Raw genomic sequence first — 20,566 nt, forward strand, 5'->3', positions numbered from 1 at the left:
CGCCACCCCGATATCGGAGAATGGCCAGGTGAACGATGTGACCCGACACGTACTGGTGCTCCCGGACCGCGACGCCGCCGAGGACGTGGCCACCGAGCTGACCGACCTCTTCGGCCTCGCCGAGGAACCCCAGCTCGTCCGCGACGCCCTGGCCGGCGAGGACGACGCCGAGGACGCCCAGTGGCTCGTCGTCGTGGAGGACCCGGACGCCCGCCTGGACCCCAAGGCCCTGGACGCCCTGGCCGCCGAACACGACGGCTGGCTCGAATCCCCCTGACGCGCCCCGGGGACCTGACTCGCCCGGGCTCAGCCCGTCTTCGGCACGATCTGGATGTCGAGGTCGATCGAGATCGAGGACCCGATCGCCGCGATGCCCCGCGCCAGCATGGTCTGCCAGGTGAGCGTGAAGTCCTCGCGGTGCAGTTCGGTGCTGGCCCGGCAGGCGCCCCGGGTCTCGCCGCCGAGCCCGGTGCCGAGCCCCAGGTACTGCGTGTCGAGCGTCACCGTACGGCTCACGCCGTGCAGCGTGAGCCCGCCGATGATCGCCCACCGGCCGCCGCCCCGGTGCACGAACCGGTCGCTGTAGAACTCCATCGTCGGATAGCTCCCGACGTCCAGGAAGTCGCCCGACCGCAGGTGGTCGTCGCGCATCTGCACGCCCGTGTCGATGGAGGCGGTGTCGATGATGACGTGCATGGCGGACCCCTCCATGCGCTCCCCGATCCGGATGACCCCGGCGAAGGTGTTGAACCGGCCGTGGATCCGGGCAAGGCCGATATGGCTCGCGGTGAAGCCGATCTGAGAGTGCGTCGGGTCGAGCTCCCACTCGCCCGGGTCGGGCAGCGAGGGAGGGGCCGCCACCTGGAGCGTGACGTCGCCGAGCGCGGCGAGCCCGCTCGCGCTGACGGTGGCGTTGGCGTGGAAGGGCGTATATCCCTCGGCCGTGACGGCCAGCCGGTACTCACCCGCCGGAACCGTCGTGACCACCGTCCCGAACGGGTCGGTCTCCCCGCCCACGACCCGGCGGCCCGAGGTGTCGCTGACCACGAACTCGGCCCGCTGCACCGGCTCGCTGACCGGATCGAGCACCCGGCAGCTGAGCACGCCCGCGGTCGACGGGACGGACAGGCCGGCCAGTGGCCCGGTACGAAGCGGAGAACTGGTCGAGCTCTTGCCGAACCAGCGGCTGAACACTGTGTACGCACCCCCGTGCGTTGAAGTTTCTGCCGGGCCGCGCAGGGGGCAGACATCCTCGTCCGTCCTCGCCACAGCAGGACTGCGGCCCCATGACGAAGATGCATTCGATCACTGTTGTGCCGTTCGAGGCAAACGCGGCGCCTGGGCACTCTTGAGGCACCTGTCACCAGAGGCCCGAATTGGCCATTCCGCTTGCCCGGCCCGAACGGACCGCGTTCCGCCCCCTCCGGACCCCGCTCTCCCCCGCAAGTCCTAGGTCCGGCGCCCGAGGCACTCGGGCCCCAACCGCCGCTAGCGTAACGGGACATGACGACACGCGAGCCGGCGCGCAGCCGCGAACAACGCAAGCAGGACGTACTGACCCGCCTCGAAAACGACGAGGACGCCTGGGTCGCGACCGCCTCCGCTTCCGGTGAACCCCACCTCATGCCTCTCTCCTTCGTCTGGGAGGACGGCTCCCTGCTGATGTGCACCCGCCTGACCAACCCCACCCTGCGCAACCTGCTGCCCGGCGGCCGCCCGGTGCAGGTCACGCTCGGCCACACTCGGGACGTCGTGCACATCACCGGCACCGCCACCGTGATCCCCGCCACCGAACTCCCGAAGTCCTCGGGGGACGCCTTCGCCGCCAAGGTCATCTGGGATCCGCGCGACAGCGGCCCCTCGTACACCTACTTCCGCGTCGTCCCCCAGCGCATCCAGGCCTGGCGCGAGGTCAACGAAATCCCCGACCGCGACCTGATGCACGAGGGAGCCTGGCTCGTCTGACCCGCGAGACCACTGGGCACCCGGCGCCTCCCCAGCCGGCGGCCACGCCGTGGCCGCGTCCCCGGCCGCAGCCACGCCTGGGGCGCACTCCGTATCGAGCCCCTGTCACGGGTCCCGCCCCCGAGGTACGGCCCGCAGCCCCTCCCCCACCCCCGTGACCGCGATCGCCCCGTCCGTGTCCGTGCGCAGCACCGCCGCGCCCCACGCGCGCAGTACGGCGATGGTGCCGGGCGCGGGGTGGCCGTACCGGTTGCCCCGGCCGACCGAGATCAGCGCCAGCCTCGGACGTACGGCTCCGAGCAGGGCGGGGTCCTGGTGTGCCGAGCCGTGGTGGGCGACCTTGAGGACGTCCACCCGCGCGAGCTCCGGATTGCGCCTCAACAGCCCGCGCTGCGATGGGGGTTCGAGGTCGCCGGGCAACAGCAGGGTCAGCCCGGCGGCGGTGCGGACCAGCAGCGTGACGCTGGCGTCGTTCGGCCCGTCCGGCACCGGACCGGGCTCGGGCGGCGGCCACAGCACCTCCCACGAAAGCCCGCCCAGCTCCCGCCGTTCCCCGTACGCGGCCGCCACCACCGGTACCCCGTCCGCGGCGGCGGTGCGCCGTACGAACGCCGCCTGGTCGGGCGGATCCGCGAACCCCGTCGTCTCGATCAGCCCGACGGACCTTCCCCGCAACACCCCTGCCAGGCCGCCCACATGATCGGCATGGAAGTGGGTGAGGAGGAGCAGCGGAATGCGGTTCACCCCGAGCTCGTGCAGACAGCGGTCGACCGGCAGGGCCTCGGGCCCGGTGTCGATCACCACCGCCGCGCCCGCCCCGGCGGCCAGCACCGTGGCATCACCCTGCCCCACATCGCACATGGCGTACGACCAGCCCGGCGGCGGCCAGCCCGTGACGATCCTGGTCAGCGGGGCCGGCCGCATCACGGCGAGCAGCAGAACGAGCGCCAGCGCCGCGGCCGCCCAGGGGTACCGGGGCAGCCGCCGCGCCACGAGTACCCCCACTGCGGTGACGACGGCGAGCAGCGCTCCCCCGCGCCAGCCGCCCGGCCATCCCGACTCCGCCCCGGGCAGGGCCGCTCCGGTGCGGGCCACCGACGCGATCCAGCCCGTGGGCCAACCCGCGCTCCAGGCAAAGCATTTGGCGAGAGGCATCACGATCGGCGCGGCGGCCAGTGCGGCGAAGCCCGCGAACGTCGCCAGCGCCACCGCCGGCTCGGCCAGCAGATTGCAGGGCACCGCGACCAGACTGACCCGCGCCGCGAACACGGCCACCACCGGAGCACACACCGCCTGCGCCGCTCCCGCCGCGCCCAGCACCTCGGCGAGCCGGGCCGGCACCCCACGCCGCCGCAGTGCCGCGGCCCATCCCGGCGCGATCGTGAGCAGCGCCCCGGTCGCGAGCACCGACAGCAGAAACCCGTAACTCCGGGCCAGTTCGGGCGCGTACAGCACCAGGAGCAGGACGGCGGCCGCCAGCGCGGGGATCAGCGATCTGTGCCGGCCCGTACCGATCGCCAGCAGCGTGACCAGACCGCATGCGGCGGCCCGCAGCACGCTCGGCTCCGGCCTGCACACCACGACGAAGGCAAGCGCGAGCGCCCCTCCCAGCAGTGCGGTCGCCCTCAGGGAGATCCCGAGCCGCGGCGCGAGGCCACCCCGCTCGGCCAGCAGAGCCTTCCCCGGCGATCCGATCAACAGAGCCAGCATGATCGCGAAGTTGCTTCCGGATACCGCCATGACATGCATGAGGTCGGTCGACTCGAAGGCGGCGCGCAGCTCGGGCGTCACCCGGGACGTGTCGCCGACGACCAGGCCGGGCAGCAAGCGCCCGCGCATCCGGCGCAAGCCCTCCGGCCGCCTCGCGCAGCCCGCCCCGCAGCCCACCGGCCCAGTGCTGCACGGCAGTCAGCGGCCCGGTGATACGGGGCGGCCCGTTCGGGGCCCTGAGCAGGGCGGCGATCTTCCCGTCGCCCGGCGCGAGCCGCGCGGTCACCCGCACCCGGGTGGACGGCAGCAGCCCCTGCCAGCTCGCGGGCGCGATGACGAGGACGGGTGTATGGACCCGCTCGACCTTGCCGCCCGGCCCGAGGACCCGCTCGACCTCGGCATCCACCGCGACCGAGGCGCCACCCCACCCGGCGGACCGCGTCGGTCTCGGGTCCCCCCGGACCGTCAACTCCACCGTGGCCTGCCCGAACTCCCGTGCCAGCCCCGGCAGAGGCCCCCGCCGCACCTCGGCGGCATGCAGCCCCCCGGCCACGATCCCGGCCGCCGCACAGACCAACACCCCCGCGACGGCGCCTCGATACCCCCAGACCCCACCGCCGCCCACTGTCCCGTGAGCCTCGCCCACTGCACCGGCGTGACGGCCGTCCTCCTCCCGGCCCCGCTCGCGTACTGCACGTAACCCCGCGCCCGAGATCCACCCCGCCAGAGCCCGCCGGACGACCGGCGCCATCAGCACCCCTGCCGCGGCGAGACACACCACGACACTCCAACTCGCTTCATCTGACGAGGAGTTGAGCGCAACGGCCGCGCCGCCCCACGCCCCCAGCGCCGGGCCGATCAGGCGCAGGTCCGCCGGCCCTTCGCGGTACGGGTTGGCCGCGCCCAGCCGGTGGCCCGACTCGGCATGGATCTCCAGGCGGTTCACAGCCGCACCAGGGGTTGCAGATCGTTGAACCTGCGCTCGCCGATCCCATTGACCTCCCGCAGTTCATCGACGGAGCGGAAGCCACCGTGCTGGGCGCGGTAGTCCACGATGTGCTGCGCGAGCACCGGACCGACGCCGGGCAGCCCGTCCAACTGCTCCACCGAAGCCGAGTTCAGACTGACCGGCCCGCTCGATCCGCCCACGCCACCGCCGGCACCGGTGCCGGCACCGCCGCCCGTCCCGGAAGGCGCCGCGCCCGGCACTCCCGCCAGCACCTGCTCGCCGTCCGTGAGCAGGCGTGCCCGGTTGAGGCCGGTCAGATCGGCGCCGTCGCGCACCCCACCCGCCGCGGCCAGCGCATCGGCGACCCGCGATCCGGCGGGCAGCCGGTAGATCCCCGGCCGCCACACCTTCCCGCCGACGTCCACCACGAGCACTCCGGCCGGCGACGGCACCGCGTTGGCCACCGGCCGGGGCGTCGCCTCGGCGCTCGCCCCACGTCCCGATGCGCTGCCGCCCGCGCTTTTCGCCCCGGGCAGCGTCGGGCCCGGCCCGCCGACCAGGTCAGGGGCTCGTACGGACTGCGGGCGCCCGGCCCAGAAGTGGTGCACGGCGAACCCCGCCGCGACCACCAGCACCACACACAGCGCGGCCAGGCTGCGCGGTGCGAGACCGAACCTCAACTGGGCCCACACCGGCAGCCGTTCCCGCACCGCCACCCAGGCCCGCTCCCGTACACCAGGACCGGCCAGACCTCCTTCCGGCGGGGCGGGCGTCCCCGGGACAGCCCGCTCGGGTACAGGCGGAGGTGCCAGTGCCGACTCCCCGAGAGTGCGCGCCGTCGGGGCGGCGGGCTCGTGCGGCGGGGCCGCCGTGCCCGGTGGCGGCGGGAGGAACAGCGCGTCCGCGCGCCTGCGTGCGGTCAGGGCGGAGACATGGGCCTGGGCGGTGCTGCTTCGGCGGCCATGGCCCGGGCGGGCCCGACCGTCGGAGCCGGGTGCCCGGCCCGGTCCGCTCGTGGCGGTGCGTGGTGATCGGAGTGCCATGTCACGAGACGTTAGGCACCCGAGCGCGAGCCCGCCGAACAGGCCCAATTCCGGTGGACGGCCAGCGAGTTGTGGACAACTCCGCCACCCGTACGAGGGAGTCCGGCCCGATCCGGACCGCTCAGCGGGGCGGCCACGGCACGCCGACGGCCCTCGGCGCGGCCGACCCGACGGCCCCGATCCACCCCATACCCGCCTCGGCGCGGCCGACCCGACGGCCTCGAACCGGGCTCACCCGCCTCAACGCGATGAGACGATCGCCCCCAGCAGCCCCGGCCCCGTGTGCGCGCCGATCACCGCTCCGACCTCGCTCGTGTACAGGTCGACCAGGCCCGGCACCCGTGCCCTCAGCCGGTCGGCGAGGGTGGCGGCGCGTTCCGGTGCCGCGAGATGGTGCACGGCGATGTCGACCGGGCTGCTCCCGGCCCGGTCGACCACGATCTCCTCAAGCCGGGCGATGGCCTTCGAGGCGGTGCGTACCTTCTCCAGCATGTCGATCCGGCCGCCGTCGAGCTGGAGGAGCGGCTTGACCGCCAGGGCCGAGCCGAGCAGTGCCTGAGCGGCCCCGATACGGCCGCCGCGGCGCAGGTAGTCCAGGGTGTCGACGTAGAAGAAGGCGGAGGTCTCGCCGGCGCGTTTCTCCGCTGCGGCCACCGCCTCGTCCAGCGCGCCTCCCGCGTCCGCGACCTGGGCCGCGGCCAGTGCGCAGAAGCCGAGCGCCATCGCGACCATCCCGGTGTCGACCACCCGCACCGGCACCGGGGCGTCCTTGGCGGCGAGCACGGCGGCGTCATAGGTGCCGGAGAACTCGGCCGAGAGGTGCAGCGAGACGATCCCGCTCGCCCCGGCTTCGGCGACCTTGCGGTAGGCGGCCGCGAATACCTCGGGGCTGGGCCGGGAAGTGGTGACGGGGCGCCGTTTTTGCAGGGCCAGCGCCAGCGAGCGGGCCGAGATCTCGGTGCCCTCCTCCAGCGCCTGGTCGCCCAGGACAACGGTCAGCGGCACTGCGGTGATGCTGTGCCGCTCCATCGTCTGCGGCGGCAGATAGGCCGTTGAATCGGTGACGATCGCGACATGGCGGGACATGAGCGGGAGGTTACCCGCCGAGGCTGCCGGACGGCAGTCCGGCCCTGGTGGAATGATCAGTTCGGGTCAGCGCCGGACGCCCTGTTCCAGCGCCTCGACCTGGTGTTCGCCGGGTCAGCTCGTGGTTTCGGGCCGCGGCGACTTCTGCCACGGGTACGTCACCGGCGACTCGGCGGCGCCTATCGCCTGCGGTGCCTGGGCCGGTGGTTCGGGCCGCGTCTGCGCGCCCCGCTCCGGCGACGGGGAGGGCGACGGCTTGCTCTGCGCGGGCGCGGGGTTGTCCGAAAGGTCGTCCCAGGAGACGGACTCGCCGTTGGTCGGCCCCTTGGTCGACCAGTCCCGCAGCGCTCCCGACTCCATCTCGATCTGCTCACTGAGCGAGGCGAGGTCGTCGTCGGCGAACTGCCGTGCCCGGTCCAGCGCGGCCCAGCGCAGCGAGTCCGCGGAGTGCGTGATCCGCTCGGTGCGCTCACGGAGCTCCGGCATCCGGTCCGCGATCTTGCGCTTGTCCGGCTCGCGCTCCAGGCGCCTCAGCTCGGCGTCCAGCTCATGGCCGTGCCCGCTGAGCCGCTCGAACAGGGCGAGCGACTCCTTGAGGGACTCGTCCTCGGCGAGGCGCGCGTGCAGCGCGTCCTGCGTGGCCCGCATCGACGTACGCAGCGAAAGCCGCAGCTGGGCGAGCTGGCCCGCGACGCCCGGCTGGCCCACGCTCTTCGCGCGCAGCGTGGTGTCCTCGACGGTCCTGCGGGCCTGCGTGACCGTGCGCTCCACTCCGCGCTTGGCGGCGCCGACCACCTTGGCCGTCACGTACACGCCGAGCACCACGAAAGCGACGAACAGCAGCGCCAGGATCAGGATCGCGGCTTCCATGAACGTCCCCCAGGTTGGTCGGCATCGTCCCCTCCACCGTAAACGGAACGGGCAGGCCGTGGGTTCCCCTGGAACCCCCAACCTGCCCGTAGGGGAAAGCCCCCAGTACCGTTTCGGCCCTTACGCGGGGACGATGTTCACCAGCTTCGGCGCGCGCACGATGACCTTGCGGATGCCCGCGCCGGCCAGTGCCGCGACGACGGCCTCGTCCGCCAGCGCCAGCTTCTCCAGCTCGTCGTCGGAGATCGACGGAGGCACTTCCAGGCGCGCCTTGACCTTGCCCTTGATCTGGACGACGCAGGTCACGGCCTCGTCCACGACGTACGCGGGGTCGGCGACCGGGAAGTCGCGGTGCACCACGGAGTCGGTGTGGCCCAGCTTGCGCCACAGTTCCTCGGCGATGTGCGGGGCCAGCGGCGCGATCAGCAGCACCAGCTGCTCGGCGACCGGCCGCGGCAGCGGGCCGCCCGCCTTGGTCAGATGGTTGTTCAGCTCGGTGATCTTGGCGATGGCGGTGTTGAAGCGCAGCCCCGCCAGGTCGCCGCCCGCGCCGTCGATCGCCTTGTGCAGGGCACGCAGCGTCGCCTCGTCGGGCTCGGCGTCGGTGACGGTGACCTCGCCGGTCGCCTCGTCGACGATGTTGCGCCACAGCCGCTGCAGCAGCCGGTACTGGCCGACCACCGCGCGGGTGTCCCAGGGGCGCGAGACGTCCAGCGGGCCCATAGCCATCTCGTACAGGCGCAGGGTGTCGGCGCCGTACTCGGTGCAGATCTCGTCCGGAGTGACCGCGTTCTTCAGGGACTTGCCCATCTTGCCCAGCTCGCGCTTGACCGGCTCGCCCTCGAAGAAGAACTTGCCGTCGCGCTCCTCGATCTCGGCGGCCGGCACCGGGAAGCCGCGGCTGTCCCGGTAGACGTACGCCTGGATCATGCCCTGGTTGTACAGCTTGTGGAACGGCTCGGCCGACGAGATGTGGCCCAGGTCGAACAGCACCTTGGACCAGAAGCGCGCGTACAGCAGGTGCAGCACGGCGTGCTCGGCACCGCCGACGTACAGGTCGACGCCACCGGTCGGCATGCCCTCGCGCGGGCCCATCCAGTACTGCTCGATGGCCGGGTCGACCAGCTTCTCGCTGTTGTGCGGGTCCAGGTAGCGCAGCTCGTACCAGCAGGAACCGGCCCAGTTGGGCATGGTGTTGGTCTCGCGGCGGTACTTCTTCACGCCGTCGCCCAGGTCCAGCTCGACGTTGACCCAGTCCTCGTTGCGGGACAGCGGGGTCTCCGGCGAGGTGTCGGCGTCGTCCGCGTCGAAGGTACGCGGCGAGTAGTCGTCGACCTCCGGCAGCTCCAGGGGCAGCATCGACTCGGGCAGCGGGTGGGCGACGCCGTCCTCGTCGTAAACGATCGGGAAGGGCTCGCCCCAGTAGCGCTGGCGGCTGAACAGCCAGTCGCGCAGGCGGAAGTTGACGGTGCCCTCGCCGATGCCGCGCTCGGTCAGCCAGTCGGTCATCTTCGCCTTGGCCTCGACGACACCCAGGCCGTCCAGGGAGATCTCGCCGTTGGCGGAGTTGACCAGCTTCGCCTCGTAGGAGGCGAACGCCTCGTCCCACGTCGAGGCGTCCGTGCCGCGGTCGTCGGACGGCTGCACGACGCAGCGCATGGGCAGCTCGAAGGCGCGCGCGAAGGCGAAGTCACGGGTGTCGTGCGCCGGTACAGCCATGATCGCGCCGGTGCCGTAGCCCATCAGCACATAGTCGGCGATGAAGACGGGAACCTTTTCGCCGCTGACGGGATTGACGGCGAACGCGCCGGTGAAGACGCCGGTCTTCTCCTTGGCGTCGGCCTGGCGCTCCACGTCCGACTTGGAGGCGGCGAACGCGCGGTACTTGGCGACGGCCTCGGCGGGGCTCGCGTGCCCGCCGGTCCACACGTCGTGGGTGCCCTCGGGCCAGGCGGCCGGGACGATCGTGTCGACCAGCTCGTGCTCGGGGGCCAGCACCATGTAGGTGGCGCCGAACAGGGTGTCCTGACGGGTCGTGAAGACGGTGATGGCGTCGGTGTCGCCGACCTTGAAGTCGACGCGGGCGCCCTCGGAGCGGCCGATCCAGTTGCGCTGCTGCAGCTTGATGGCGTCCGGCCAGTCCAGCGCGTCCAGGTCGTCCAGCAGGCGGTCCGCGTAGGCGGTGATGCGCATGTTCCACTGGCGCAGCTTGGACTTGAAGACGGGGAAGTTGCCGCGCTCGGAACGGCCGTCGGCGGTGACTTCCTCGTTGGCCAGGACGGTGCCCAGGCCGGGGCACCAGTTGACGGGCGCGTCGGAGGCGTACGCCAGGCGGTACTCGCCCAGGACGTCGGACCGCTCGGCGGCGCTCAGCGCGGCCCAGTCACGGCCGCCGGGGACCTCGCGGGTGCCGTTCTCGAACGCGGCGACCAGCTCGGCGATCGGGCGGGCCTGCTGCGCGTCGGCGTCGTACCAGGAGTTGAAGATCTGCAGGAAGATCCACTGGGTCCACTTGTAGTACTCCGGGTCGATCGTCGCGATCGACCGGCGCTTGTCGTGGCCCAGGCCCAGCCGGCGCAGCTGCCGCTTCATGTTGTCCATGGCGGCCTCGGTGGAGACCCGCGGGTGCGTGCCAGTGGCGACCGCGTGCTGCTCGGCGGGCAGGCCGAAGGCGTCGAAGCCCAGCGTGTGCAGCACGTTGTGGCCGGTCATCCGCTGGTGGCGGGCGTACACGTCGGTGGCGATGTAGCCCAGCGGGTGGCCGACGTGCAGGCCCGAGCCCGAGGGGTACGGGAACATGTCCATGATGAACTTCTTGGGCCGCGCGACGACCGCCGGATCCCCGGCCAGGTCACCGGCCGGGTTCGGCGCCGCGTAGGTGCCCTCGGCGTCCCAGAAGTCCTGCCAGCGTGCCTCGATGTCGGCGGCCATGGCCGCCGTGTAGCGGTGCGGCGCGGCCGTCTCTGCGGCGGCAGCGGTGTTCGTCTCGCTCATGTCCTCAAAGCTCCATCGATCGTCTCTGCCAGCGGTTACGAGCGTTCGTCCGTCGATCCGCCATCGAATCGCCAAACGAAAAAACCCCTCGCACAGGAGGGGGCGCCGCGCCGAGTCCGACCGGATCTCTTCATCGGTCGGGAGTGTTCAGCGCGGCTCGCTAAGCAGAAGGCGTACGGCACGCATGGCGTCAGGGTACCGCAGGCCCCGCAAGGCCCGCACGGAGTACCCGTGGGGGGTGCCCGGGGCCTACCCCCTGGGGGTGCCGAGGGCGAGGTTACTCCGCGTACCCCCCTCTTCTGGGGCAACCGCTCAAACCCCGTACCGGCTGGTATGGGGCGACCTAGCATGCCGCCACGGGACCGCTTTGCCGAACCATTCGGAGTCGCCCCACCATGAAATCTCGCAATCCGCTCAACCCGCACCGCCCGCGCCAGAATCCGGCACGGGGCCGCCCGGCCCGCCGGGGCGGGCTTTCCGCGGCAGCACTGGGCGTCGTCGCCCTGCTCATACCGCCACTGGCACTGCTCTCCTCGGACGGGCTGCGCGCCGCCCTGGACTTCACCGCCGGTGTCCTGTCGCTGGTCTCGCTGACCGCCTCCGTCGCCTGGGGCCTGCTCGCCACCGACCGACTGCTCCTCACCACACGTGACCGCCTCATGGCGCAGGCCGTCCACCGGGCGACCGCGATCGCCTCGATCGGCTTCCTCCTGCTGCACGTCACCGTCAAGATCGCGATCGGCCATGTGGGGCTGCTCGGCGCGGTGGTCCCGTTCGGACTCGGCATCACCGGCGCGTCCGGCCTGATCGGCTTCGGTTCACTCGCCGGGATCCTGATGATCCTCACGGCCGTCACGGGCGCGATGCGCAGCGCCTTCGCCACCCCGGGCCGCGTCGCGGCACGCTGGCGCGCGGTACACATGCTGGCCTACCCGGCCTGGTGCTTCGCCCTGATGCACGGCCTGTACGCGGGACGCCCGCCGGCCTCCTGGGTGGTCGTGATGTACGGCCTGTCGCTGGCGGGAGTGGCGAGCGCGCTGGCCGTACGCGCGCTGCCGCGCCCGGTGAAGCGCCGGATCGCCGACCGGCTCGCGCCCTTCCGGCCACGTTCGGAGAGCGAGCCCGCGGAGCCCGCCGTGCCGCCGCGTCCCGCGACGCCGCCCTCTTATGAGGCTTACGAGCCGCCCTCCTACGAGCCTTCCTACGAGCCCTCTTATGAGGCGCAGCCGACGCAGCAGCTCCCCGGAGCGCAGCCTGCGTACCAAGCCCTCGAAGAGGCGCCGCAGTTCCAGGAGGCGCAGTTCCAGCAGGCGCACGCCCTGTACGAGCCTCCGCACGAGGCGCTGCCCCGCTATCGTCCGGCCGCCGGGCAGGAGGTCCGCGGCGGCGACGCGGGCACGGGCATCTCGGCGGCCTACCGCGCCGTCTCCCTGGCCCCGTCCGCGCCCCCGGCCGCCCGCTGGCCCGCGCCCTCGCCGCGGCCCCCCGAGCCGCTGCCCTCCCCCGCGCCGTCCACGCCGTACCAGCCGCCGGCCGCCGGCGAGCCCTGGCACTCCCAGCCGGGCTCGGCCTCCCGAGAACGCCCGTGACGGTGCCCGCAACAGCAGGAGTACGACCATGAACACCCCCCTCCCCGATGTTCCCGAAGTCCGCGTCGTCGGCCTGCCCCATCTGACCGCGGGTTTCGATCTCGTCGAGCGCCTCGCCCTGCCGATGCACCTCAAGGTGCACGGTCCGCTGAAGCCGGTCGACGGCGAACGCCTGGCCCAACTCGCCGACGACATCGCCCTCAACGGCCGCGGCGGCGCGGGCTTCCCCTTCGGCCGCAAGCTGCGCGCGGTCGCCTCCGCCGCGATCCGGCGCGGGATACGCCCGGTCGTCGTCGTCAACGCGAGCGAGGGCGAGCCCGCCTGCCGCAAGGACACCGTCCTGGTGTGCCGGGCCCCCCATCTCGTCCTGGACGGCGCTCTGCTGGCCGCAGAGGCCCTTGGTGCCCGCACCCTGGTCGTCGCCGTGACCCGCGATTCCACGGAGGCCTCCGTGCGCGCCGCCCTCGCCGAGCGCGGCCTCGCCGACAAGCGCAGCTCCCCCCTGCGCGCCCGCGTGGTCCGAACCCCCGAGCGCATGGTGTCCGGCGAGGCCTCCGCGGTGATCCGGGCGGTGGACGGTGGCCCCGCCCTGCCGCCGGGCCGCCGCGAGCGGGCCGCCGAATCGGGCGTGGGCGGCGCCCCGACGCTGCTCTCCAACGCGGAGACGTACGCCCAGCTCGCGGTGGCCGCCCGGCTCGGCCCGCGCCGCTTCTGCAACACCGGCGAGCCGACCGAGCCCGGCACTGTGCTGCTCACGCTGTCCGGGGCGGTCGCCCGCCCGATGGTCGTCGAGGTGCCCACGGGGGTGCCGCTGCGCTACGTCCTCCAGCTGGCCGGGGCGCCCTCGCTGCCCCAGGGTGTGCTGACCGGCGGCTATCACGGCAGCTGGCTGAACTCGGTGGCCGCCCATGACGCGGCCGTCTCGCGGGCCTCGCTCTCGGCACTCGGCGGCGCCCTGGGGGCAGGCGCGATCCTGCCGATCGGCACGGAGACCTGTGCGCTCGGCGAGGCGCTGCGGGTCGCCAACTGGCTGGCGGCCGAGACGGCGGGCCAGTGCGGCCCGTGCAGGCTGGGTCTGCCGGCCGCCGCGGGAGGGCTCGCCGATGTGCTGAACGGCGGTGGCCCGGCCGCCCTGGAGGCGCTGCGCGAGGTGACGGGGGCGGTGAAGGGCCGCGGCGCCTGCAAGCATCCGGACGGCTCGGCCCGCTTCCTCGCCTCGACGCTCGCGGCGTTCACGGACGACCTGGCGGCCCATGTGCTGGCGGGGGGCTGCGGCCGGCCGACCGTGGGCGTGCTGCCGCTGCCCTCGCCCGGCTACCAGGAGGAAGGCGTGCCGAGCGGCGAGAAGGTCCTTGTCGACTGGACGCTGTGCGAGGGCCACGGGCTCTGCGCGGACATCGTGCCGGAGCTGATCCGGCTCGGCCCCGACGGCTACCCGCTCGTCGCAGATGCCACCGTGCCGATGCATCTGCGGGGGCGCGCCCAACGGGCCGTGCGCCGCTGCCCGGCACTGGCGCTCCGGATCGAGCAGGCCCCGGCCGCGCTTCCCCAGATTCCCCGCAAGGCCCTGGGCAGCGGCCGGAGTTGACCGCTTCTGATCGTTACGCCGCCCCAGGGGGCGGCGTAACGATCAGAGAGGGAGGCGCAACAAGAAGGCGGGCCATCCGATTCGGATGGCCCGCCTTCTCTATTGTGGAGCTAAGGAGAATTGAACTCCTGACCTCCTGCATGCCATGCAGGCGCTCTACCAACTGAGCTATAGCCCCTTGCTTTCCCGCCGCCCGGTTTCCCGCGGCGACATCGAGAACATTACACGGTCCCCCCGGTACTTCACCAAATCGGTTTCCGTTCTGTACGGATAAGGACGGAAGCATCCGCCTTCGTGACCGTGAAGGTACTCGCGCACACCGCTCTGGGGAGGCTGCTCGCCCTTGCCCATCTGTCGCTGCGGCTCGCGGGCCGGACGCGTCCCGGGGCCGCGCTGTGGATCGCCGTCGCGGTGCTGTGGGACCTCGCCGGTCGACAGGGCCACCGCTGGGCGGGCGCCGGCATCGGTCTGGCCGCCGCGCTGAAAGCTCACGCCCGCCCTGTTCGCGCTGTTCCTGCTGATCACCGCCGTCGTACGGACAAGGAGCGGCGCCGGGAACTTTCGCCTGGGCATGACCATCAAGGCCGCCGGGGCGTTCTGCGCGGCCACGGCGACGCGGCAGTCGCGCTCCCGCACGACTCGCTGCGCTTCTGGACGTCGCGGTGGAGGGCTCGCGCCGGGCGCTGCTCGGCACCGTCTTCGGTTCGTACGCGCTGTGGTGGGTCCCGCACGGCACGGGCCGTCCCGAACTCGCCCAGGGCGGCGGCTGGATGGCGCTCTCGGCGCTCTGTCCGCCGGCCGGGACGTGCTTCCTCGTCCTGGCGGCGCTCAGGCCGTGGCGAAGGAGTAGAAGCGCTTGAGCGTGCAGTGCGCCTCGAGGAGGCGGCCGTAGATCGGCTCCCCTTCGAGCTCCCGATACGTCTCGATCGGGTCGCCCTTTATGATCAGCGCCCTGGCGCATTCCTCGCACCAGTACTGATAGTCGGTGTTGACCGGATCCATGTCCCTGACGATGGGCGTACCGCTGCCGCACCAGTCGCATTTCCGCCTGTGTGCACCCATGTTCAGCTCCAGCTGTGGCCGCAGGCCGTGCACACGTAGGACACCCCGCCGTTGTCGCCGAGCATCTGCGCGACGTGGAGGGAGCCACAGGAGGGACAGCTCAGGCAGGCGCCGTGCGACGCGGCTTCGGGCCCGCCGGGCGGTTCCGGGAATTCTTCGCGACTAGCGGGCATCGCGCGCTCCCTCCCGTTCGGTCCGTCGTCCCCCTCCGGCCGTCCCGATTCTGCCATGTCCTCGCAAGGGGGTCAGTGCTGTCGCCGTACGAGACCGGCCACCGGGGGTGGACAACAAGAAGATCCCGCCCCCACGAGGGGACGGGATCCGATTGTGGAGCTAAGGAGAATTGAACTCCTGACCTCCTGCATGCCATGCAGGCGCTCTACCAACTGAGCTATAGCCCCGCTGTTCGCCTTGTTTCCGCTTCTTCGGCGGTCCCGCGCTGCGAACAAGAAGAACTCTAGCCTGTGACCTGCCGGAAAGTGAAATCCGGCTGTCACCGCCCCTGAGCAGCGGTTAGTCGTCGTCGCCGAGGACCGGCTCGGGCAGCGTTCCGGCGTTGTGCTCGAGCAGGCGCCAGCCGCGGGCGCCCTCGCCGAGGACGGACCAGCAGCAGTTGGTGAGCCCGCCAAGGCCCTCCCAGTGGTGCGCCTCCAGGCCGAGCAGCCGGCCGATGGTGGTGCGGATGGTGCCGCCGTGACTGACGACGACGAGGGTGCCGCCGTCGGGCAGCTTGTCGGCATGGCGCAGCACGACCGGGGCGGCCCGGTCGGCGACCTCGGTCTCCAGCTCGCCGCCGCCCCGGCGCACGGGCTCGCCGCGCTTCCACGCCGCGTACTGCTCGCCGTACTGGCCGACGATCTCCTCGTGCGTGAGCCCCTGCCAGGCGCCCGCGTACGTCTCGCGCAGGGCCGAGTCGTGCTCGACCGGCAGGCCGGTGACGGCCGCCAGCTCGGCGGCGGTGGCAGCGGCCCGCTGAAGGTCGGAGGCGACGATCGCGTCCGGCTTCAGCGCGGCAAGCAGGCGCGCGGCCCGGTGTGCCTGGCCGATTCCGGTCTCGGTCAGCTCGATGTCCGTGGAGCCCTGGAAGCGGCGCTCCAGGTTCCAGGCCGTCTGGCCGTGCCGCCACAGGACTATCCGGCGGCCCCGGCCGCCCTTGGTGGTGCTGTTCAGCTCAGCTCACCGTCCGCTTCGTCGGCGCCGGTGGTCAGCGCGGCGTGCTCGGCGGCCTTGCCGCGCGTCTTCATGGCGTCGTCCGGCAGCGGCAGCTCGGGGCAGTCCTTCCACAGCCGCTCCAGGGCGTAGAAGACGCGCTCCTCGCTGTGCTGGACGTGCACGACGATGTCGACGTAGTCGAGCAGGATCCAGCGGGCGTCGCGGTCGCCCTCGCGGCGCACCGGCTTGGCGCCGAGCTCCTTGTTGAGGCGCTCCTCGATCTCGTCGACGATCGACTTGACCTGGCGGTCGTTGGGAGCGGAGGCGAGCAGGAAGGCGTCGGTGATCGACAGCACATCGCTGACGTCGTACGCGATGATGTCGTGCGCGAGCCGGTCGGCGGCCGCCTGAGCGGCGGCGGTGATGAGCTCGATGGAACGGTCCGTGGCGGTCACAAGCAGGCTTTCGTCGGCGGTCAGATCCAATCGGATCGATTTCCAGGATCTCACGGACCGCCGACAGCCCCGAAAGGATTACCCCGGGCACCTCACTGCGGCGCCTTGTAGTCCTTTCCGATGACGACCGACACATCCGCGTTGGCGGCCGCCTTGCCCTGCTTGACCGCGCTGTCCGGCAGGCCGAGGGTCTTGGCGACCTCGACGGCCTTCGCCTTGTTCTTCTCATCCGCGTACAGGACCTGCGAGGTGGCCTCCGTGCCCGAGTTTCCGGCGTCGACGAACGCATAGCCTCCGTTGATCAGGGCGACCCGTGCGGCCTCCGCGCTCTTGGGGTTGCCGCCGGCGTTCTTGACACCGACCCGCACCGCCGAGCCCTGGCCGGACCCCCCGCCGCCCAGCTGGCCGCCCAGGACGTCCTTGACCACGCTGTCACTGGCCTGCTGGCTGAGCGTGCCGTCGGGCTGCACGGGCAGGACCGCCGTCTTGTACGCGCCGATCTTGGCGTGCTCGGCGAGTTTGGCGAGGGAGGCCCCGAGGTCGCTCTCGGGCAGCGACGGGTCGAGGATCTGCGCGAGCGTCTGGACGGTGATGGTGGCGGCCTTGGGGTCGTCGGAGATCTTGCGCAGCACCCCGTACATCACCGCGCCGAACCGCTGGAGCTGCTTGGCCTCGGCCTCGCCGGGGCCGCGGTAGGTGGCGTAGGCGACGGCCATCTGACCGGTGAGCGTCTGGTCGGCGCCCTTCTTCACCACCGGGTCGCCGCCCTCCTTGGCCCCGGGAACGTCCGCATCCGTAGTGATGTCGATGTTCCCGACGAGGTCGACGAGGTTCTCCAGGTACGGGGTGTCCAGGCGCCAGGTGCCGGTGATCTTGGTGCCGAGGAGCGTGGAGAGGGAATCCCGGGTGCCCTGCGAGCCGTCCGCGTCCACCGACTTGCCCAGGGTGGTGCGGCTGCCGTCGTCATTGGAGACGGCGAGCGAGTTGGGCAGCAGCACTGTAGTGCCCTGTTTGGTGGTCACGTTGTTGACGAGAAGCGCCGTGGAGGTGCCGCCCGCCTTGGTGTTGTGCAGATGCACCACGATCACGTCGCGCTTCTGCGGGCCGGCCGTGGTGGCGCCGCCCTTCTTGCTGTCCGAGGACGACGAGAGCCCGGGCAGCTTGCCCGCGAACCAGAGGTAGCCGACACCACCCACCGCGACCAGGGCGAGCGCCACGACGAGCGCGACGACGCGGTTGCGGCCGCGCCGCTTGGCCTCCTCGCGGCGTTCGCTGCGGCTCTCGGTGAACTTCAGCCAGTCGATGACGTCTTCGGAGTCCTCGTCGGGCTCCTCGATGAACGAGAACTGCTCGGTGCGGTAGTCCCGTCCGCCGCTCTCGGCGTGCTCGTCCCGCCGCTGCTGGGGCAGCACGGGCGAGCCCTGCGGCTTCGGCGCCGGCTCGGGCGCGGGGGGCGTCTGGACGGCCGGCTGCTGCGCGGTGCCGTAGCCGTGCCCGTAGTCCTGCTGCGGGAACTGCTCAGGCTGCTGCTGGGGGAACTGCTGGGTCTGCTGCGGCTGTTGCTGCGCGTACGGGTCGTACGTCGACTGCTGCGGGACGTACGCCTGGTCGTAGCCGTACCCCTGCTGCTGATGCTGCTGGGGTTCCTGGGGCTGCGCATAGGGGTCGTACGCCTGCTGGTGAGGCTGGACCTGCTGGTACACCGGCCGGCCGTACTCGTCGTACCCGACCAGCTGCACCTGGGGTGCGTACGGGTCGTACTGGCGGTCGTTCACCGGTGGCCTTCTCTCACTCGCCGACGTACAGGCGGTACGGCTGGACTCACTCGCCGCGATACAGCTGGCGCTTGTCGATGTAGCGCACCACACCGTCCGGAACCAGATACCAGACCGGGTCGCCCTGCGCGACTCTCGCCCGGCAATCGGTCGAGGAGATCGCCAGCGCGGGCACCTCCACCAGGGAGACCCCGCCCTCGGGCAGCCCGTCGTCCGTCAGTACGTGGCCGGGCCGGGTCACGCCGATGAAGTGGGCCAGCGAGAACAGTTCCTCGGCGTCCCGCCAGGTGAGGATCTGACCGAGCGCGTCGGCGCCGGTGATGAAGAAGAGGTCCGCGTCGCTGTTGCGGTCGCGCAGATCCCGCAGGGTGTCGATGGTGTACGTCGCGCCGCCGCGGTCGATGTCGATGCGGCTGACGGAGAACTGCGGGTTGGACGCGGTGGCGATGACCGTCATCAGATAGCGGTCCTCGGCCGGGGAGACCAGCTTGTGGCTCTTCTGCCACGGCTGCCCGGTCGGTACGAAGACGACCTCGTCCAGATGGAACTGCGAGGCCACCTCACTGGCGGCCACGAGGTGTCCGTGATGGATCGGGTCAAACGTTCCGCCCATCACACCGATGCGTCGCTTCACCGGACCGGTAGGCACTTCCTGCTCTCCCATGCGTGCAGAGCCTACTGGCCCGGCTTTTCGGCCCCGACTCAGCGGTCGCGGTTGAAGCGGGTGGTGACCCAGAGCAGGAGAAGCAGGATGACCAGCGCGCCGCCACCCGTCATCCAGGGCTGCAGGCTTTCGTGGTTGCCACCGTGCTCGGCGCCTTCGGCGAGCGTGACCAGGTTGGCGGCGGTGCTGTGGAGGCTCATCTTCGGCAGGACCTATCCGGGAGTCGGGGCGGAGACTTCGCCCACATCGTATGCGGGCGGTCCGGGCACGCTCACGCCGACTCAGTCGTTCTTGTTGTCGTCGCCACCGTTCGAGCGGTATCCGCGCAGCAGGAACCAGGCCAGCAGGCCCGCTCCGACCATGGAGCCGAGCAGCAGGATCCGCAGCAGTGCGCCCGGCCCCTGGCCGGATGCGGCAGCGAGAGCGGTGACGACGTCCGGCATGGCAGGTCTCCTCGAAGTTATCCACAGGCCCCCGGGCCACGGTAACCCCACCGCCTAATGTGGATGTCGTCAGGGGGACGAGCCGACGACTCGAACGACAGGGGGCACCCATGACCGAGGACATCAACGACAACGTGCCGAGCAGGCAGCGGCGCAGGTTCCCCGGGATCTCCTCCCGGGCCTACGAACACCCCGCCGACCGCTCGGCGCTGGTCGCGCTGCGCAAGCTGACCGGCTTCGACACCGTCTTCAAGGCCCTGAGCGGGCTGCTGCCCGAGCGCAGCCTCAGGCTGCTGTTCCTGTCCGACTCGGTACGGGTGAGCGACGCCCAGTTCGCCCACCTCAACGCCATGCTGCGGGACGCCTGTTACATCCTGGACCTGGAGAAGGTCCCCCCGATGTACGTCACGCAGAATCCGCAGCCCAACGCGATGTGCATCGGTCTCGACGAGCCGATCATCGTGGTGACGACGGGCCTCGTGGAACTGCTCGACGAGGAGGAGATGCGCGCCGTCGTCGGCCACGAGGTGGGCCACGCCCTCTCCGGCCACTCCGTGTACCGCACGATCCTGCTCTTCCTCACCAACCTCGCGCTGAAGGTGGCCTGGATCCCGCTGGGCAACGTCGCGATCATGGCGATCGTCACGGCGCTGCGCGAATGGTTCCGCAAGTCGGAGCTGTCCGCGGACCGGGCGGGGCTGCTGGTGGGCCAGGATCTGCAGGCCTCGATGCGGGGGCTGATGAAGATAGCGGGCGGCAACCACCTGCACGAGATGAACGTGGACGCGTTCCTGGAGCAGGCCGAGGAGTACGAGGCCGGGGGCGACCTGCGCGACTCTGTGCTGAAGATCCTCAACGTGCTGCCCCGCTCGCACCCGTTCACCACGGTGCGCGCGGCCGAGCTGAAGAAGTGGTCGGAAACCCGCGACTACCAGCGGATCATGGACGGTCACTACCCCCGCCGCGACGAGGACAAGGACACCTCGGTGACCGACTCCTTCCGCGAGTCCGCGGCCTCGTACGCCGACGCGGTCAAGAGCAGCAAGGACCCGCTGATGAAGCTCGTCGGCGACATCGCGGGCGGCACGGCGGACCTGGGCGGCAAGCTGCGCGACAAGTTCACGGGCACGGGTGCGCGCCCCTCGGACAAGGCGGCCGGACCGGACACGGAGCCGACCGACGGCAAGCCGGAGCAGAACGGCAACGGGGAGGGCTGAGGAG

The 20,566-nt window shown here is 71.7% G+C and carries 20 protein-coding genes, 2 tRNA genes and 1 pseudogene; 6 read left to right on the top strand and 17 right to left on the bottom strand.

Annotated features, from left to right (window positions below):
• The first annotated feature begins 28 nt into the window (after nucleotides 1–28).
• On the top strand, nucleotides 29–277 hold the full coding sequence (locus tag IE206_RS21115; RefSeq protein ID WP_189964280.1) for a hypothetical protein: 249 nt from the start codon (nucleotides 29–31) through the stop codon (nucleotides 275–277).
• A 29-nt stretch (nucleotides 278–306) separates the two neighbouring features.
• Here the strand turns inward: IE206_RS21115 and IE206_RS21120 are convergent, their stop codons facing one another.
• The gene (locus tag IE206_RS21120; protein WP_189964283.1) at nucleotides 307–1,194 is read right to left on the bottom strand and encodes a YceI family protein; all 888 of its coding nucleotides are present in this window, start codon (nucleotides 1,192–1,194) and stop codon (nucleotides 307–309) included.
• Nucleotides 1,195–1,503: 309 nt separating this feature from the next.
• Here IE206_RS21120 and IE206_RS21125 point away from each other — a divergent pair, with 309 nt between their 5' ends.
• Nucleotides 1,504–1,965: a pyridoxamine 5'-phosphate oxidase family protein gene (locus tag IE206_RS21125; RefSeq protein ID WP_189964287.1), complete on the top strand. Its 462-nt coding sequence runs from the start codon at nucleotides 1,504–1,506 to the stop codon at nucleotides 1,963–1,965.
• 105 nt (nucleotides 1,966–2,070) lie between these two features.
• Here IE206_RS21125 and IE206_RS21130 read toward each other — a convergent pair.
• The 5 genes and pseudogenes from IE206_RS21130 to leuS form a co-directional block, all read right to left on the bottom strand.
• Nucleotides 2,071–4,426 (bottom strand): annotated as a pseudogene (locus tag IE206_RS21130) (ComEC/Rec2 family competence protein).
• A gap of 191 nt (nucleotides 4,427–4,617) precedes the next feature.
• Entirely contained in the window at nucleotides 4,618–5,667 is a 1,050-nt protein-coding gene (locus IE206_RS21135) for a ComEA family DNA-binding protein (RefSeq protein ID WP_189964290.1), read from the bottom strand.
• A 240-nt stretch (nucleotides 5,668–5,907) separates the two neighbouring features.
• Entirely contained in the window at nucleotides 5,908–6,753 is an 846-nt protein-coding gene (locus IE206_RS21140) for a DegV family protein (RefSeq protein WP_189964292.1), read from the bottom strand.
• A gap of 114 nt (nucleotides 6,754–6,867) precedes the next feature.
• The gene (locus tag IE206_RS21145) at nucleotides 6,868–7,623 is read right to left on the bottom strand and encodes a hypothetical protein (protein WP_189964295.1); all 756 of its coding nucleotides are present in this window, start codon (nucleotides 7,621–7,623) and stop codon (nucleotides 6,868–6,870) included.
• 120 nt (nucleotides 7,624–7,743) lie between these two features.
• Nucleotides 7,744–10,617: a leucine--tRNA ligase gene (gene leuS / locus IE206_RS21150; protein ID WP_189964297.1), complete on the bottom strand. Its 2,874-nt coding sequence runs from the start codon at nucleotides 10,615–10,617 to the stop codon at nucleotides 7,744–7,746.
• 395 nt (nucleotides 10,618–11,012) lie between these two features.
• Between leuS and IE206_RS21155 the strand changes: the two genes are divergently transcribed.
• Nucleotides 11,013–12,206: a ferric reductase-like transmembrane domain-containing protein gene (locus IE206_RS21155; RefSeq protein WP_189964300.1), complete on the top strand. Its 1,194-nt coding sequence runs from the start codon at nucleotides 11,013–11,015 to the stop codon at nucleotides 12,204–12,206.
• Nucleotides 12,207–12,234: 28 nt separating this feature from the next.
• Entirely contained in the window at nucleotides 12,235–13,794 is a 1,560-nt protein-coding gene (locus IE206_RS21160; protein WP_189964302.1) for an NADH-quinone oxidoreductase subunit NuoF family protein, read from the top strand.
• A 105-nt stretch (nucleotides 13,795–13,899) separates the two neighbouring features.
• On the opposite strand, the gene IE206_RS21165 is transcribed toward IE206_RS21160, so the two are convergent.
• Nucleotides 13,900–13,972 (bottom strand) — tRNA-Ala (locus IE206_RS21165).
• The gene (locus tag IE206_RS21170) at nucleotides 13,963–14,430 is read right to left on the bottom strand and encodes a hypothetical protein (protein ID WP_189964304.1); all 468 of its coding nucleotides are present in this window, start codon (nucleotides 14,428–14,430) and stop codon (nucleotides 13,963–13,965) included. Before IE206_RS21170 ends, IE206_RS21165 begins: the two co-directional genes overlap by 10 nt.
• A 26-nt stretch (nucleotides 14,431–14,456) precedes the next feature.
• Between IE206_RS21170 and IE206_RS21175 the strand changes: the two genes are divergently transcribed.
• Complete coding sequence (locus IE206_RS21175) at nucleotides 14,457–14,654, top strand: hypothetical protein (protein WP_189964305.1); 198 nt, start codon at nucleotides 14,457–14,459, stop codon at nucleotides 14,652–14,654.
• Here the strand turns inward: IE206_RS21175 and IE206_RS21180 are convergent.
• From IE206_RS21180 to IE206_RS21220, 9 genes are all read right to left on the bottom strand, one after another.
• On the bottom strand, nucleotides 14,623–14,856 hold the full coding sequence (locus IE206_RS21180) for a hypothetical protein (protein ID WP_053726163.1): 234 nt from the start codon (nucleotides 14,854–14,856) through the stop codon (nucleotides 14,623–14,625). The two genes, IE206_RS21175 and IE206_RS21180, sit on opposite strands and share 32 nt — an antisense overlap.
• Before the next feature lie 2 nt (nucleotides 14,857–14,858).
• Nucleotides 14,859–15,029 (bottom strand): hypothetical protein, encoded by a 171-nt coding sequence (locus IE206_RS21185; RefSeq protein WP_189964307.1) that lies wholly within the window; start codon nucleotides 15,027–15,029, stop codon nucleotides 14,859–14,861.
• A gap of 155 nt (nucleotides 15,030–15,184) precedes the next feature.
• A tRNA-Ala gene (locus IE206_RS21190) sits at nucleotides 15,185–15,257 on the bottom strand.
• Between the two features lie 112 nt (nucleotides 15,258–15,369).
• The gene (locus IE206_RS21195) at nucleotides 15,370–16,026 is read right to left on the bottom strand and encodes a histidine phosphatase family protein (RefSeq protein ID WP_189964505.1); all 657 of its coding nucleotides are present in this window, start codon (nucleotides 16,024–16,026) and stop codon (nucleotides 15,370–15,372) included.
• Nucleotides 16,023–16,463, bottom strand: a complete 441-nt coding sequence (gene rsfS, locus IE206_RS21200; RefSeq protein WP_189964309.1) for a ribosome silencing factor — start codon at nucleotides 16,461–16,463, stop codon at nucleotides 16,023–16,025. The genes IE206_RS21195 and rsfS overlap by 4 nt, the downstream gene beginning before the upstream one ends.
• Before the next feature lie 92 nt (nucleotides 16,464–16,555).
• Nucleotides 16,556–18,238, bottom strand: a complete 1,683-nt coding sequence (locus IE206_RS21205; protein WP_189964311.1) for an LCP family protein — start codon at nucleotides 18,236–18,238, stop codon at nucleotides 16,556–16,558.
• A gap of 46 nt (nucleotides 18,239–18,284) precedes the next feature.
• Nucleotides 18,285–18,902: a nicotinate-nucleotide adenylyltransferase gene (nadD, locus tag IE206_RS21210; protein ID WP_053726166.1), complete on the bottom strand. Its 618-nt coding sequence runs from the start codon at nucleotides 18,900–18,902 to the stop codon at nucleotides 18,285–18,287.
• Nucleotides 18,903–18,940: 38 nt separating this feature from the next.
• On the bottom strand, nucleotides 18,941–19,102 hold the full coding sequence (locus IE206_RS21215) for a hypothetical protein (RefSeq protein ID WP_189964312.1): 162 nt from the start codon (nucleotides 19,100–19,102) through the stop codon (nucleotides 18,941–18,943).
• Nucleotides 19,103–19,183: 81 nt separating this feature from the next.
• A complete protein-coding gene (locus IE206_RS21220) occupies nucleotides 19,184–19,345 on the bottom strand; it encodes a hypothetical protein (protein WP_189964314.1) in 162 nt (53 codons plus the stop codon).
• Between the two features lie 110 nt (nucleotides 19,346–19,455).
• Here IE206_RS21220 and IE206_RS21225 point away from each other — a divergent pair, with 110 nt between their 5' ends.
• Nucleotides 19,456–20,562, top strand: a complete 1,107-nt coding sequence (locus IE206_RS21225) for a M48 family metallopeptidase (RefSeq protein ID WP_226598953.1) — start codon at nucleotides 19,456–19,458, stop codon at nucleotides 20,560–20,562.
• The last annotated feature ends 4 nt before the right edge of the window (nucleotides 20,563–20,566 follow it).

Source organism: Streptomyces violascens (genome assembly GCF_014649955.1).
Classification (GTDB): Bacteria; Actinomycetota; Actinomycetes; order Streptomycetales; family Streptomycetaceae; genus Streptomyces; species Streptomyces violascens.